Source organism: Aeromonas encheleia (assembly GCF_900637545.1).
Lineage (GTDB): Bacteria > Pseudomonadota > Gammaproteobacteria > Enterobacterales > Aeromonadaceae > Aeromonas > Aeromonas encheleia.
The window spans coordinates 3,423,421-3,437,915 of sequence record NZ_LR134376.1 but is presented as its reverse complement, the minus strand read 5'-3'; the positions used below and the strand labels follow the sequence as shown (position 1 = coordinate 3,437,915).

Genomic DNA, 14,495 nt, shown 5'->3' with positions numbered 1-14,495 from the left:
AAGGGGCCTGCGCAATGAGAGAGGGGAGCCACTGGCTCCCCTCTCGTTTGTCTGGTGCGGGCCGGGTTATGGCTGCCGGCCGGCAAACACCACCACCACCTTGTCGGCGCCTTTTTCTCGCACGAAGCTGTAGGGTGCATCGGACAGCTTCTGGTGGCTGCCCGCCGCCACCGCCGGGTGGGCGGCGCGGAACTGGCCGAGGTGCTGCCAGTGCTTGACCAGCTCGGCCTTGTCGCCGCTCCCCAGCTCCTGCCAGTTCATGTCAGAGCGCACGCTCTGGTCAAAGACGCCACCATCCTTGGCGAGATCGCGGCCGGACTCGTCGCCGTAGTAGAGCTGGATGCCGCCCGGCAGCAGCATAAAGCTGTTGGCCACCCGGCGCTGCAGCGGCACGTCCCTATAGTCGCCGAAGAACAGCTTGGTATCGTGGGAGCTGATGTAACTCAGCACGTTGAACTCCGGATCCTGATTGATGCGGCTGGCGTAGCCGGCATAGGTCGGCTCGGCCGCCGCCATGCACTGGGCCTGGGGCAGGGCGAACTCGCGCTGGTAGTCGAAGTTGATCAGGGAGTCGAAACCGTGTCGGTACCAGAAGTCCTTGGCCACCCCGTGATCCCACACCTCGCCCACCATGTAGAACGGCAGGTTGTCGAGGGCCTTGGCCGGGTTGGCGGCCTTCCACTCCTTGAGCGCCGCCGTGCCCGCCTGCTTGAGCCTGGCCCACACTGCCGGCTCCAGGTGCTTGACGGTGTCGGCCCTGAAGCCGTCGATGCCAAAACGCCGCACCCAGTCGGTGTGCCAGGCGATCAGGTAATCGCTGACCGTGGCATCGGGCAGCGCCCTGGCCAGGCTGTCCTTCTTCGCCGCGAGCAGGGGGGGCAACCCCACCGACTTGGTCGATTCGGTCAGGAAGTCCGGCAGCCCCGCCACCGAGCCGGTCACATCGTCGGTGCCGGGTTGCGGGTAACCTGGCAGGCCGGCGCGCACCCAGTCAGGCCCCCACCACTGGTTCCAGTTCGGGGACTGGTAATCGATGAACTGGTTGTAGCCATGCCAGTCGAGGCCACCGCTCGGGCGCCACTCGTTCCAGCGGGCCGGCAATTTCCCCGTGTTCTGGGTCAGGCTGTCGAGCCCCAGATCCTGCAGATCCGCCAGGGTGGCGTAGCCGGCGTGGTTCATCACCACATCGAGGATGATGCGCATGCCGCGCTTGTGGGCCTCGTCCACCAGGGTCTTCAGGCTCTCCTCGTCGCCGTAGTTGGGGTCTATCTTGGTGAAATCCAGCGCCCAGTAGCCGTGGTAGGCGTAGAAGGGAAAGTTGCCCTGTTCGCCGCCGCCGATGAAGCCGTGCACCTGCTCCACCATGGGGGTGATCCAGATGGCGTTCATGCCGAGGGACTTGATGTAATCGAGCTTCTCGGTCAAGCCCTTGAAGTCGCCGCCGTGCCAGGTGGCGACCTCGTCCTGACCGTCTTTCTGGCGACCGAAGCTGTGATCGTTGGCGGGATCGCCGTTGTGGAAGCGGTCGGTCAGCAGGAAGTAGACGCTGGCCTGATCCCAGCTGAAGGGCTCGGGCTTGGGCGCCGCTATGGGCTCGAGCAGCAGCAAGCCGCCGCTCTCTTTCGATGGCGTTAGCGTCAGCTTGCCGCCCTTGACCACAGCCTCCTGTTTTGAGTAGGCATCCCGCAGCCGGGTGCCATCCGGCCAGACGCCCTTGAGCGACACGGTGACAGGGCCGCCATCCCAGGCGATGCAGGGCTCCTCGGGGGGCTGGCGCTTGAACTCGCTCTTCTTGGTCGCCCGCAGCACCTTGAGGCTGGGGGTCGCCGGGTTGAAGGTGAACTCGTAGTCCCCCGCCAGCATCACCCGCAGGCTAAAGCTTTGATCCTTGGCGCACTTGTCCATGGGTTGGGCGGTGCCGAAGGGGAGTGGCTGGTTCTCGCTCGGGCCGAAGCTGGTGCCGCAGCTGTTGTTCGCGTCGCTGATGCGGATCTGGTGACTGCCCTTGCTTAAGGTGTGAGTCAGGCTGACGGTGCCCTCGTCCAGTGCCAGCGTCTCGGCCACCGGCTCGCCATCCACATAGAGGTGCAGCGCCGGTGCGGCCAGCGCCTGGCTGGCGAACAGTGGCGTGGCCAGCACGGCGAGCCACAGGGGCGAGAGGCTGCGATCGAGGCGAAGAGAGGGACGCATAAGCCATTCCTTGAGCTGGGTGAGCGGATTCCGTTGAGGAGCTCATTCTAGGGGGCAAGGTGGCGGGTCTGGATCGGTAAAATCCCGATTTGTGAGGTCAGTTCAAATGGTTACGTTTTCAAGCAGAGCAAAGTGTGATGGCTGCCGTGCAGGCCCCCGGACGGGGGCCAAAAAAATGCCGGTCAGTCGACCGGCATGTTCAGGTGGGGCTGCTCGCCAGCGGGCGAGCCCGCGTCAGACGGTAAAGAACTTGAAGTTGACGAAGGCCACCGCGATGAAGGAGGCGACCATGCCGCTGACGCAGAGCACCGCCGGGCGGATGGCCGGCCAGCGATGGGTCAGCAGTACGATGGCCAGCAGGGTCGGGTAGAGGCCGAACATGTAGCGCGGCATGGCATTGAGCCCGGTCATCAGCGGTATGGTGCAGCAGATGAACATCAGGGTCGCTTCGGCCCAGCGCTTCTGGCTGAACAGATAGCCGTTCAGGCACCAGCCGAAGATCACCATGATGGAGAGGTAGGCCTTGCGGCCGCCCAGCTCGAAGCCACTGAGCCACCAGTCGAGGGGACTGTCCATGTAGCGGCCCCAGGCCACCTGGATGTGCTTGAAGGCGAGCGCGTCCCCGGTGAGGTGGTAGAGATAGACCATGTAGGCGAACAGGCCGAACGGAATGAGCCAGAGGGTGAACACCACCTTGAAGGCTCGCTCGGTGAAGCGGAAGAACTCGCGCCAGCCATAGGCCTGCAGCGCCAGGATCAACACCGGGAACACCATCATCACCCCCAGGTTGCGGGTGCCGGAGATGAGGACGCCGAGGAAGGCCACCATCAGCCACTGCTCGCGGTAGGCAAACAGGAACATGCCCAGCATCAGCGCCATGAACATGGGCTCGGTATAGCCGGAGACGAAGTAGGCGGAGAAGGGGGAGAAGGCCAGCAGCCAGACCCCGAAGCGGGCGGTCTCGTCACCGAGCTTGAGCTGGCGCAGCACCAGCAGCATCAGCGGCAGGCTGATGAAGAAGGCGATGTTGGCCACCAGCATCAGGCCGATCAGGCTCTCGATGTTGAGCAGGCTGGCGAGGCCGCCGGCGAGCATGGGGTAGAGCGGCATGAAGGCCCAGTTCGCCGCGTTGCCCTTGCTGAGCCAGCGCGGATAGAGGTCATAGCCGTTCTCTATGATGCGCTGGAACCAGACGCAGTCGAACTGGCAGTAAGCCTGCAGCGGGCCTATTGGGGCCGTGCCGTAGAGCTGGACGCCGAAGTAACCCATGCCGTAGAGGGCGGCCCGGCTCAGCACGAAGGCGGCGATGATCATCAGCCAGTCGCGGTTGCTGATCCGCAGGGAGGGGCGGTAGGGGCCCGCGGTGTCGGGGGTCGGAATTGTCATGTCATTCATCAGGCAAATACCCAGATCCTGGAGAGGAGGTAGGTGAGAACTGTGACCGCCAGGGTGGCGATTACCACGGGGAGCAGGCCGGAGAGGCCCGCCAGCAGCAGGCCGGAGAGCAGCAGGTTACGCACCACCAGCGAGAAGAGTGCCACCAGCAGGAACTTGCCGGCCGCCCCCTGTTTCTGGAAGGTGATGTAGCGATGGCCGAAGAAAGAGAACCAGAAGGCCACCGCAAATGCGAGCGTGGTGACCAGGTGCTCCGAGATGGTGGGCCAGGTGCGAAACAGCGCGATCGAGGTGCCAAGATCGACGAGGGTAGCCCCCCCGCCGACGAAACCGAAACGAACCAGACGCCAGAATTCCTCGCGGGAGATCATTGAGGCGCTTGCTCCTGCTGGTCGTCAGCGGCCTTCACTGTGGCCGCCTTCTTGCCGGCGCTCTTCTTGCTGCCGGTGGCCGCGCCGTCCTGTGGTTGTGCTTCATCCTGCTTGGCATACTGGCCGTACACACCTTCGATGAGGTAGACAGGGCGCTGCTTCACCTCGACGAACATGCGGCCGATGTACTCGCCGATGATGCCGAGGGAGAGCAGCTGGATGCCGCCGAGGAACAGCATCACCGACATCAGCGAGGCGTAACCGGGCACATCGATGCCAAAGAACAGCACCTGGGTGATGATCTTGAGGATGTAGAGGAAGGCGATCAGGGAGACGCCGACCCCGACGTAGCTCCACACCCGCAGCGGCCAGCTGGAGAAGCTGAGCAGGCCGTCGAGGGCGAAGTTCCACAGCTTCCAGTAGTTGAACTTGGTCTCACCGGCGTGGCGGGCGGGACGCTCGTAGGGGACGCCGACGGCGCGGAAACCGGCCCAGGCAAAGAGCCCCTTCATGAAGCGGTTGCGCTCGGGCAGTTGCTTGAGCGCCTCGACCACCTTGCGATCGATCAGGCGGAAGTCACCGGCGTTCTCCGGCAGCTTGGTGCTGGTGGAGAGGGCGTTGAAGAAACGGTAGAAACCGCCGGCGGTGAGGCGTTTCATCGGGGTGTCTGCGCTGCGATCGACCCGGATGCCGAAGACGGTGTCGTAGTCGCCGGTCTGCCACAGCTTGACGAATTCCAGGATGAGGGCGGGGGGATCCTGCAGATCCACGTCCATCGGCACTATGGCATCGCCCTTGGCCTGATGCAGGCCGGCGGTCATGGCGGCCTCTTTGCCGAAGTTGCGGGCCAGGTTGACCAGGGTGACGCGGGGGTCGCGGGCGATGGCCTGCTCGACCACCTCACGGGTGCGGTCGCGGCTGCCGTCGTTGACGAACACTATCTCAAGCTGATCCTTGAGCGGGGCCAGCTCGTTGTCTATCGCGCTGATGAAGGCGTCTATGCTCTCTTCCTCGTTATAAACGGGAACGACCAGAGAGAGTCGAAAATCGGCATGCGACATGGGAACTTCCTTATTGGAAAATGATGTTATAAAACAATATTTTATATTTTTAGATTCACTGGGCGACGGTCAGACGTACCGACTGGACGTTGAGTGGTGTCGGTGCGGACAGGGCCAGGAAGTTGGGGTGCTTGGGATCGGCGGTCAGCGATTCGCCGGGCAGGTTGAGCCGGATCTCGTTGATGCCCGCCTTGGCCAGCTTGACTGTGGTGGTGATGTCGTGACCCAGTGCGACCTTGAGCAGGGTGCCCGCCTCCGGGCTGTTGATCCTGGCCTGGATGGTCACCTGCCCGGGTTGTGCCTGGTGCTTGGGCAGCACGAAATAGAGGCCACCCTGGCCGCTGAGTTCGGTGCCTTCGGCGTTCGGCTTCTTGGCCCAGCCTTCGCTGGAGAGGAAGCGGCTCGGCTTGGTGAGGTTGAGTTCGTTACCCGGCTGGTAGGTCATGCTGGAGTTGTGCTCCCAGAAGCGGGTCTTGCCTTCCAGGTAATAGAGCTTGTAAGCCAGGCTCACGTTGGGGTGAGCGGCCAGGTAGAGGGTGTAGAGGTAAAAACCACTCAATGCCATGATGGCAGCCAGAAAACCGAACTTTTTATAGGTCATATCACTCACTCGATGCCTGACGGATGGGTAGGCTGATTTCGCGCATATGCTAATCCAATTGCAAAAAAAGCATAGTGGATCACAAAAATATATTCGCTCAGATATTAACCCCTTTTCCCCCACGCTCCAAATGTCGCCGACGGCCTCCCTTTATCCTCGCCATCGGGGCCTGTGCCCCCGCATCTGGCTCATGGTCGCCCCCACGTCAAAAGGGGGCCTCATCAGGCAAATGACTGATATTGCTCATTGCTGTGGCAGGATCTGTCGCCATTTGTCCTGCGCAGATCTAAGATGGCGCGTCCCATCGTCAAGGATGATCCATGAGGCTGCTCTTTCTCTGCCTGCTCTGCCTGTTGCCTGCCCAGCTGGCGTGGGCCCGCTCGGGTTGTGCCACGCCCTTGCGCGTCGGGTTCGACAACTGGCCACCCTATCACTATTACCAGCAGGACGGTGAGCATCGGCGCCTGCACGGCTTCTCGGTCGATTATCTCAACGCGGTGGCGACCCGGTTGGGGTGTCGCCTGGTCTATGTCGAGCGCCCCTGGAAACGGGTGCTGCAGGACTTGGCACAGGGCCGGCTGGACATCGCCATGGAAGCCTATTTCTACGATGACAGGGCGCGTTACGCCTGGTTCTCCACTGCCTACAACCCGGGCCGCAGCGCGCTCTGGGTGCGCAAGTCCGACAGCTATGCCGAGCAGGACCTGGCCAGCTGGCTGGCCAGGGGATACAAGCTGGGGGTGACCAAGGACTATTACTACGGCGCCGAGATTGCCGGGCTGCTGCAGCGCCATCGAGGGCAGGTGAGCGAGGTCAACGATGCGCAAAACTATCGCAAGCTGTTGCTGGGGCGGGTCGATGGCTTTCTCGGGGATATTCTTGCCACTCCCTGGGGTCTGAAGAGAGAGGGGCTGGCGGAAGGCATAGTCCCTCATGTCATGCGGGTCTATGAGACGCCAACCTATTTCATGTTGAGCAAGAAGACCCTGCCGAGCGACTTTGTGCAGCGCTTCAACCAGGCGATCGAGGCGGTTGGCAAGAGTGATGAGCACGCGCTTATCTGGCGTCGTTACGCGCCCGCCCGCTAGCAAAGTCGCTGGCATTCACGCATCATGGGCACCTGACCGTGGCGCCTGACAGGCCGAAGTGAACCGATTTGAGGTAAGCATGGGTAAGAAGTATTGGTGGGCATTGGCAAACCTTATCTGGTTGGGCTGCTGGCCGGCGGGCATGGCCCAGGCCAGCACGGAACAGATGGTGGTGGCCAGTCCCAGCATCCAGCACGACTGGTATCAGAACAGCACGGCCCAGCAGGCGCGCCTGGAGCTGGAGCGTCAGCTGCAGGAGGCGGTGCTCGCCCAGCTGCACCCGGACTTCTACCGACTCTGGCAGCAGTTGCAGAAGGCCCCTGCCGATCGGCGCGGCGCCCTCTACGACGAGGCCTTTGGCAAGCTGGCTCGTTTCCAGCAGGCCTGGCGTGCCATGGATCTGGTCGCCCGCGAGCAGATGCAGACCCTCAAGCTCGATCTGACCAAGCCGCTGGCCCACGAACCGGTTGGCGACAACCTGCTGGATCAGGTCAAGCAACTCAGGCCCCAGGTCGCCGAATATGAGGCCGTGCGCGAGGAGGTGGGCAAGCTGCTGGCGATGCCCATGGCCAAGCACTGGCCCAATCTGGACATGCCGACCCTGCGTGCCGGGGAGAGCTCGACCGAGCTCGGACAGATCCGCTCCATCCTCAACGAGCTGGGGGATGGCGCCCCCACCCATCAGGACGCCACCTATGATGCGGACACCGAACAGGCCATCAAGCAGTTCCAGCGTCGCCACGGCCTGACCGCCGACGGCATCATAGGTCGCCAGACCCGCTCCTGGCTCAACACCGGCCCAGAGGTGCGTGCCAGCCTGCTGCTGCGCAACCTGTGGCGCCGGGATCTGGTGGATCATCTCGCCGGCCGCTATGTGCTGGTCAACATCCCGGATTACCGCCTGAGCGTGGTGGAGTCCGGTAGCGAGGTCTTCACCAGTCGCGTCATCGTCGGCAAGGAGCAGCGGGCCACCCCCATCCTCGCCAGCGAGATCCGCTCCATCGTGCTCAACCCCGCTTGGCACGTGCCGCGCTCCATCCTGAGCAAGGACATTCTGCCCAAGCTGGGACGGGATCCGGCCTACCTCAATCGGGAGCAGTTCGAGGTGATCGACGGCGAGGGCAACCCGGTGCAGTTCAGCGAAGATGGCTGGCATCAGGCGCTGGCGTCTGGCTTCCCTTACCGGTTGCGGCAAAAGCCCGGCGATCACAACGCCCTGGGGCGCTACAAGTTCTATCTGCCCAACAACGATGCCATCTATCTGCACTCGACGCCGGGCAAGGCGCTGTTCGAGCAGGGGGCGCGCGCCTTCAGCTCCGGCTGCATCCGGGTCGAACATGCGGACGATCTCGCCGAGCTGCTGCTGGCGGACTCCCGTTATCAGCCGGACAAGGTCGCCAACATCTTGAAAGAGAGCCAGACCAAGTGGCTGCCCCTGACCACGCCGATCCCGGTGTTCACCGTCTACTGGAGCAGCTGGATCGACGAAGAGGGTCGCCAGCAACTGCGCAACGACATCTACGGATTCGATCGAGTGAGCTTCCAGAGTCGCTTGTTGTGATCCCTGCCACAGAGTGAAAAGCCCGGCTCATGCCGGGCTTTTCTATGGGCGTTTGCGGTTTGACAGGGCTTTTCTCGGCGGGTAGTTTCAGGCCTCGGTACCACATTCATTCACCAGTTTCACTTAACGATGCGATGGACGGACAACGGATGCTGGAACAAGAGATAAGCCGACGCCGTCTGCTGCTGGGCGCCGGTTGCCTGATGGGGGCCAGCCTGCTGTCGTTCCCGGCCATGGCGAGCCGCAGTACCTCGGGCCGTGAACTCAGCTTCTTCAACCTCAATACCGGCGAGCGGGTGCGCACCAGCTATTGGGAGAACGGCCGTTATCTGAGCGATGGCCTGGCCGAACTCAATCATATTTTCCGCGACTACCGTCGCAACGAAGTGTTCAACATCGACAAGAAGCTGTTCGATCAGCTGTTTCTGTTGCAGCACAGACTGGGTCGCCAGGGCGAGATCCAGCTCATCTCGGGCTACCGCTCACCGGCCACCAATCGCCAGAAGCGGCAGCGCAGCCGTGGCGTCGCCAAACACAGCTACCACACCCTGGGTCAGGCGGTGGATGTGCGCATCCCCGGCGTGCAGCTGGCACACCTGCGCAAGGCGGCCCTGAATCTCAAGGTCGGCGGTGTGGGTTACTACCCGTCTGACAACTTCGTGCACCTCGACACAGGCCCGGTACGCAGCTGGTAACCGGCGGTTCGGCTCTGCCGTTCGCTGCTCGCCAACAGGGGATTCCGGGTTGGTGTGCCGCGGCGCAGGGTTGGCACAGGGGGCCCCTGAGCTGCTAGGCTCTGGACACTATCCAGAGGAGAAATAAATGAAGCAGATTCTGATCGGGGGGCTGATCGCCCTGCTGTTGACCGGGTGCAGCAAGCTGAACCGGGAGAACTATGACAAGTTGAAGATGGGGATCAGCTATACGGAGGCGAGCAGCATCCTGGGCAAGGCTGAGAGTTGTGACGACAAGCTGGGGACTACCAGCTGCGTCTGGGGAGGGGAGGGCAAGAATATCAAGATCCGCTTCATCGCCGACAAGGCGACGTTCTTCAGTTCGGAAGGGATCAACTGAGTCAGTCTTGCATCGTCGTCACCAACAAAGAAGCGCCGGAAGGCGCTTTTTTGTTGGTGATAATAAACTCAATACAGTCAGAAGCTGGCGCACTCAGTGAGTGGCATATTGATAATTGAAGGTGGGCAGCCCCCACTTGAAGCGCACCGCCAGCAGCCGCAGCACGAAGCCGATGCCGATCGCCCCGAAGGCGGCCCAGTCATTGGGCAGCCCCTGGGCCAGCGCGAAGCAGTAGAGGGCGGCCGTCACCAGGGAGACGGCGGCGTAGAGCTCGCGCTTGAACACCAGCGGGATGCGCTGGCACAGGAGATCACGCAGCACGCCGCCGAAGACGCCGGTCACCACGGCCATGATGCAGGCGATACCGGCCCCGTGGCCCATCTCCAGCGCCCGGGCCGCGCCAAAGATGGAGAACACCACCAGCCCCAGCGCGTCGAGCGCCAGGAACAGCTTGCCGAGATAGCGCATCAGCGGGGCCGAGATGACCCCCGCCATGGCTGCCCCCGCCACCAGCAGCACGTATTCGGGATGCTCCACCCAGAGCAGGGGATAGTGCCCCAGCAGCACATCCCGGATGGTGCCACCGCCGATGGCCGTCGCCGACGCTATGATCACCACACCAAACAGATCCATCCGCCGCCGACCCGCCGCCAGCGCGCCAGTCATCCCTTCGGCCACCAGGCCGAGCAAGAAGAGAGCATGTAACATGAGTTATCCCAGGGTGCGAGAAAGGCCCGCATCCTAACAAGCCTGCTCTGGCACGACAAGCACTCTCACATTTGCATTAGAATAAGTAATGAAAAGGGGGCCTATGCCCCCGTTTTTAGTTATGGCAGACCGCTGCTTAGCGGCGGAGCTGTTCGTTGCGGTATTGATCCACCCACATGGCGGTGGCGCCGCAGATGGCGACCGGCATCACGAACAGGTTGACCACCGGAATGGCGGAGAAGAGGGTGACCAGGGCGCCGAAGCTCAGGCACTTGCCGCGGCGCTGCTTGAGGGCATCGCGCATGGTGATGAAGTCGATCTTGTGGTTGTCGAACGGATAATCCACGTACTGGATCGCCATCATCCAGGCGCTGAACAGGAACCAGAGCACGGGCGCCAGGGTCTGCCCCACCACGGGGATGAGGAACAGGATGAGGCAGCCGATGGCCTTGGGCAGGTAGTACTTCAGCTTGGTCCACTCGCGGCCGAAGGTGCGCGGCACATCCTTGACCACATCCAGCATGCCGGTGTCGCTCACCGCCTCACCGGTCAGGATCTGCTCCACCTTCTCCGCCAGCAGGCCGTTGAAGGGAGCGGCGATCCAGTTGGTCACCGAGCTGAAGATGAAGGAGAACACCACCAGTATGGTGACCAGGGCGATGGGCCACAGCAGGTAGTCGAGCCAGCCGAGCCAGGCCGGGATCTGCTGATGCAGCCAGCCGAACAGGCCATCGAGCTGCAGTAGCAGGGCATAGAAGGCGCCGGCAAACAGCACCACGTTGACCAGCAGGGGGATCAGCACGTAGGTGCGGATGCCGGGTTGGCGGATGAGCGAAAAGCCGCGCAGGAAGTAGTCTGCACCGCTGACTGAATCTTTGACCAGGGGGGATTGGCTCATCTGAGCTCCATCTGTTAACGGGAAACTGCCAGCATATTACAAACAAGCCCTTGATTTGGTAAAGTCGCTGACCATTCCTTTTCCGTCGCAGTTCAGCTGAGCGCCGGATATTGATGGAAACCGCCCGCCTTTTCGTTATTTCGTTACCCAGATAGGCCCTCATGCGTCTGAAATTGATCAAACTCGCCGGTTTCAAGTCGTTTGTCGAGCCGACCCGCATCGAACTGTCGGCCGACATGACGGCCGTGGTCGGGCCCAACGGCTGCGGCAAGTCCAACGTGATCGACGCGGTGCGCTGGGTGCTGGGGGAGAGCTCGGCCCGCCATCTGCGCGGCGAGAACATGACGGACGTCATCTTCAACGGCTCCCTCAACCGCAGCCCCCATGGCCGCGCCTCGGTGGAGCTGGTGTTCGACAACCCCCACAATCGGGTGCCCGGCGAATTCGGCCGCTTCAGCGAGATCTCGGTGCGCCGGGAGGTGCTGCGTGACGGCACCAATCACTACCAGATCAATGGCCAGAGGTGTCGCCGCAAGGATGTGACGGATCTCTTCCTCGGCACCGGCCTCGGCCCCCGCAGTTACGCCATCATAGAGCAGGGCACCGTCAGCCGGCTGGTGGAGTCGCGTCCGGCGGATCTCAAGCTGTTCATGGAGGAGGCGGCAGGGGTCTCCCGCTACAAGGAGCGGCGCCGGGAGACGGAGCAACGCATCCGCCACACCCAGGAGAACCTGGAGCGGCTCGGCGACATTCGCGGCGAGCTGGGTTCCCGCCTCGATCACCTCAAGGCCCAGGCCGAGACCGCCGAACGCTACAAGCAACTCAAGGGCCGTTCGCGCGCCGCCCGGGCCGAACTCATCGGCTCCGAGCTGTGGGCGCTGGAGACCCGCCTCGGCGAGGCCAAGGCCGAACTGAGCCAGGCCGAGCAGGCGCTGGCGGCGCTGGACGCCAAGCGAACCCAGGACGAGGGGCGTCACGTCAGCCTGTCGGTGGCCCGCCAGGAGGCCCAGGCCGAGCAGGCCAACCGACAACAACAGATCTTCCTCGGTGGGCAGGCCATCGCCCGCCTCGAGCAGCAGCAGCTTCACCAGACCGAACTCGGCCGTGACTGGCAGGTCAGGCGCCAGGCCCTCGGCGAGCGGATAGACGGCATCAAGACGCAGCTGGCGAGTCAGCAGGAGCAACTGACCGACGGCACGCTCAGGGGGGAGCTGGAGTCGGCGCGGCTGGAGCAGTGTGAGCAGTTGCTCACCGACCAGCAGACGCAGCGCCTGACTGCCAGCGAGCAGCTGGAGCAGGCCCGGCTGCGCCAGCAAGAGTGGCAGCAGCAGCTCGGCCAGGCACAGGGCAGGCTCAATCAGACTCGGGCCCAGGTCAATGGCCTGCAGGAGCTGCAGGCCAAGACCCGGCTGGCGCGGCTCAAGCTGGAAGACGAACAGGCCGGACCGCTAGGAGGGGAGAGTGACGATCTGCAGCCCAGGCTGGATGCCCTGGCGGCCGAGCTGGAGCTCGCCCGGGCGCGGCACGCCGAGCTGGATGAACAGTGGCAGGCCGCGGTGGCCGGCCACGAGGCACTCAAGGCGCAACGGGGCCAGCAGGGTGGCCTGGTGCGCGAACTGGAGGCCCGCCTCACCACGCTTGACCAAATTTTGGGGGAGCAGATGCAGGGGGCTACCCTGGCCGATCGGCTGCAGGTGGCGCCCGAATGGGCCCAGGCACTGGACAAGGTGCTCGGTCGCTGGCTCACAGCCCAGCCGGCGGATGAGTGCAATCTCGAACAAAGTGGACTCTGGATAGGCCCGGCCCATCCCGCGGTGCCCGGCACCCTGGCGGCCCAGCTGGGAGGGGAGCATATCCCCGCCTTCCTCAACGCCATCTGGCTGGTGGAGAGCCGGGAGGCGGTCCTGGCCCGTCAGGCCGGGCTCGCGGCAGGTGAGTCGTTGCTGACCCCGGCGGGGGACTGGTTCGGTCCGAACTGGGCCGATCTCGGCCAGGGGGGGGCGCTCGGTACCCTGGCCCTGCTCGGTGAACGTGAGCGGTTACACACCGAGCTGGCGGCGAGCCAGCAGGCGTTGGTCCAGCTGGATGCCCAGCTGGGTGCGGCCGATGCGAAGCGGGCCCAGCTGCATGCTGCCTTCGAGCTGGCTAAGCGCACCCTGCGCGAGCGGGAGCTGCAGTGGCAGCAACTGCGGGAAGCCTGGAGCCTGCAACAGGGTCAGCGTCAGGAGCGGTTGCAGCGGCTCGGCCTGCTCGGTGAAGAGCTGCTGCGGCTGGACAGGGAGCAGGCCGATGAGGCGCAGCGGCTGGAGAGGGCCATACAGCAGCTCGAGCTGGATGAGGCGCGGCTGATGGAGTTGCAGGAGCAGGGCGAGCCCTTGGCAGAGGCCCTGCTGCTTGCCCAGGAGCGGGTCAGCCAGGCCGAGCGGGCGCTGGAGGAGGCGCGCGCGCGCCGCGAGCAGCAGCAGGCCCACTGTCAGCGCTGGCAGCTGGAGCAGCAAAACCTGAGCCAGCTCATCGCCCTGCGTGAGCAGGAGCTGGCACGGCTCGGACTGGAGCTGGCGGAACTCAAGGCGCCGGGGGACACGCCGGGTCAGGATCTGTCGCCCCTGCTGACCGAGCAGCGCAACCTCGAGGCGCAGCAGCTGGCCTGTCATCAGCGCCTGGCGGAGCTGGAGCGACAGCTGACCGAGCTGGAGCAGGCGCGCAGCGCCGATCACAAACAGTTGGTGACCCTGCAGGAGAAGCTCGCCCAGCTCAGATTGGAGCGGGAGCGCAACCTGACCCGGCGCCAGGGGCTGCATGAGCAGTTCGAGGAGCTGGGGGTGCGGCTGGTGGATCTCGATCAGGCGGTGCTGATCGCCGCCGATCGCGGCAAGCTGCGCCAGGAGATCCAGACCCTGGAGACCCAGGTGGAGGCGCTGGGGGCCATCAACCTGGCGGCGCTGGAGGAGTATGAGGCGGCGAAAACCCGCTCAACCTACCTGGAAAACCAGTGCCAGGATCTGGAGCAAGCGCTGGAAACCCTGAGCCAAGCCATTAAAAGAATTGATAAAGAAACACAAATACGCTTCCGTGACACTTTCGATAAGGTCAACGAAGATTTAAAATCCCTGTTTCCGAAGGTGTTCGGGGGGGGCAGTGCCTGGCTTGAGTTGACCTCGGATGATCTTTTGGAGGCCGGAGTGAGCATCATGGCAAGACCTCCGGGCAAGAAGAATGCTACCATTGCCCTGCTTTCCGGGGGGGAGAAGGCGCTAACCGCCCTTGCGTTGGTTTTTGCCATCTTCAGACTCAACCCAGCACCCTTTTGTTTGCTGGATGAGGTGGATGCGCCGCTCGATGAAGTGAACGTCGGTCGCTTCTGTTCTCTTGTCAAAGAGATGTCGAGCACAGTACAGTTCGTTTACATCAGTCATAATAAGGTCTCCATGGAGATGGCTGAGCAACTGATAGGCGTCACTATGCAAGAGCCCGGGGTTTCTCGCATTGTGTCGGTCGATATCGGTGAAGCCGTCGCTTTGGCTGAGCAAAACTAGAAAGAGAAGCAG

12 protein-coding genes are annotated in these 14,495 nt (G+C 63.2%); 5 read left to right on the top strand and 7 right to left on the bottom strand.

The window, feature by feature from the left end:
* Nucleotides 1-66: 66 nt before the first annotated feature.
* The 5 genes from EL255_RS15835 to EL255_RS15815 all read right to left on the bottom strand — a co-directional run bounded on the left by EL255_RS15835 (nucleotide 67) and on the right by EL255_RS15815 (nucleotide 5,618).
* Nucleotides 67-2,190: an alpha-amylase gene (locus EL255_RS15835; protein ID WP_042654034.1), complete on the bottom strand. Its 2,124-nt coding sequence runs from the start codon at nucleotides 2,188-2,190 to the stop codon at nucleotides 67-69.
* A 234-nt stretch (nucleotides 2,191-2,424) separates the two neighbouring features.
* A complete protein-coding gene (locus tag EL255_RS15830) occupies nucleotides 2,425-3,585 on the bottom strand; it encodes a membrane protein (protein WP_042654033.1) in 1,161 nt (386 codons plus the stop codon).
* On the bottom strand, nucleotides 3,585-3,956 hold the full coding sequence (locus tag EL255_RS15825) for a GtrA family protein (protein WP_042654032.1): 372 nt from the start codon (nucleotides 3,954-3,956) through the stop codon (nucleotides 3,585-3,587). The genes EL255_RS15830 and EL255_RS15825 overlap by 1 nt, the downstream gene beginning before the upstream one ends.
* Nucleotides 3,953-5,017: a glycosyltransferase family 2 protein gene (locus EL255_RS15820; RefSeq protein WP_042654031.1), complete on the bottom strand. Its 1,065-nt coding sequence runs from the start codon at nucleotides 5,015-5,017 to the stop codon at nucleotides 3,953-3,955. Before EL255_RS15820 ends, EL255_RS15825 begins: the two co-directional genes overlap by 4 nt.
* Nucleotides 5,018-5,072: 55 nt before the next feature.
* Nucleotides 5,073-5,618, bottom strand: a complete 546-nt coding sequence (locus tag EL255_RS15815; protein WP_042654030.1) for a hypothetical protein — start codon at nucleotides 5,616-5,618, stop codon at nucleotides 5,073-5,075.
* Between the two features lie 320 nt (nucleotides 5,619-5,938).
* On the opposite strand from EL255_RS15815, the gene EL255_RS15810 reads away from it, so the two are divergent.
* The 4 genes from EL255_RS15810 (at nucleotide 5,939) to EL255_RS15795 (ending at nucleotide 9,341) form a co-directional block, all read left to right on the top strand.
* Entirely contained in the window at nucleotides 5,939-6,706 is a 768-nt protein-coding gene (locus EL255_RS15810; RefSeq protein WP_042654029.1) for a substrate-binding periplasmic protein, read from the top strand.
* A gap of 79 nt (nucleotides 6,707-6,785) precedes the next feature.
* On the top strand, nucleotides 6,786-8,267 hold the full coding sequence (locus EL255_RS15805; RefSeq protein WP_042654028.1) for a L,D-transpeptidase family protein: 1,482 nt from the start codon (nucleotides 6,786-6,788) through the stop codon (nucleotides 8,265-8,267).
* A 149-nt stretch (nucleotides 8,268-8,416) separates the two neighbouring features.
* Nucleotides 8,417-8,962, top strand: coding sequence for a peptidoglycan L,D-endopeptidase MepK (locus EL255_RS15800; protein ID WP_042654027.1), 546 nt, complete (start codon nucleotides 8,417-8,419; stop codon nucleotides 8,960-8,962).
* A gap of 127 nt (nucleotides 8,963-9,089) precedes the next feature.
* On the top strand, nucleotides 9,090-9,341 hold the full coding sequence (locus EL255_RS15795; protein WP_042654026.1) for a hypothetical protein: 252 nt from the start codon (nucleotides 9,090-9,092) through the stop codon (nucleotides 9,339-9,341).
* Nucleotides 9,342-9,434: 93 nt separating this feature from the next.
* On the opposite strand, the gene EL255_RS15790 is transcribed toward EL255_RS15795, so the two are convergent.
* On the bottom strand, nucleotides 9,435-10,049 hold the full coding sequence (locus tag EL255_RS15790; RefSeq protein ID WP_042654025.1) for a trimeric intracellular cation channel family protein: 615 nt from the start codon (nucleotides 10,047-10,049) through the stop codon (nucleotides 9,435-9,437).
* A gap of 136 nt (nucleotides 10,050-10,185) precedes the next feature.
* Nucleotides 10,186-10,947: a sulfate transporter CysZ gene (gene cysZ, locus EL255_RS15785; RefSeq protein WP_042654024.1), complete on the bottom strand. Its 762-nt coding sequence runs from the start codon at nucleotides 10,945-10,947 to the stop codon at nucleotides 10,186-10,188.
* Between the two features lie 161 nt (nucleotides 10,948-11,108).
* Between cysZ and EL255_RS15780 the strand changes: the two genes are divergently transcribed.
* Entirely contained in the window at nucleotides 11,109-14,483 is a 3,375-nt protein-coding gene (locus EL255_RS15780) for an AAA family ATPase (protein WP_042654023.1), read from the top strand.
* Nucleotides 14,484-14,495: the final 12 nt, after the last annotated feature.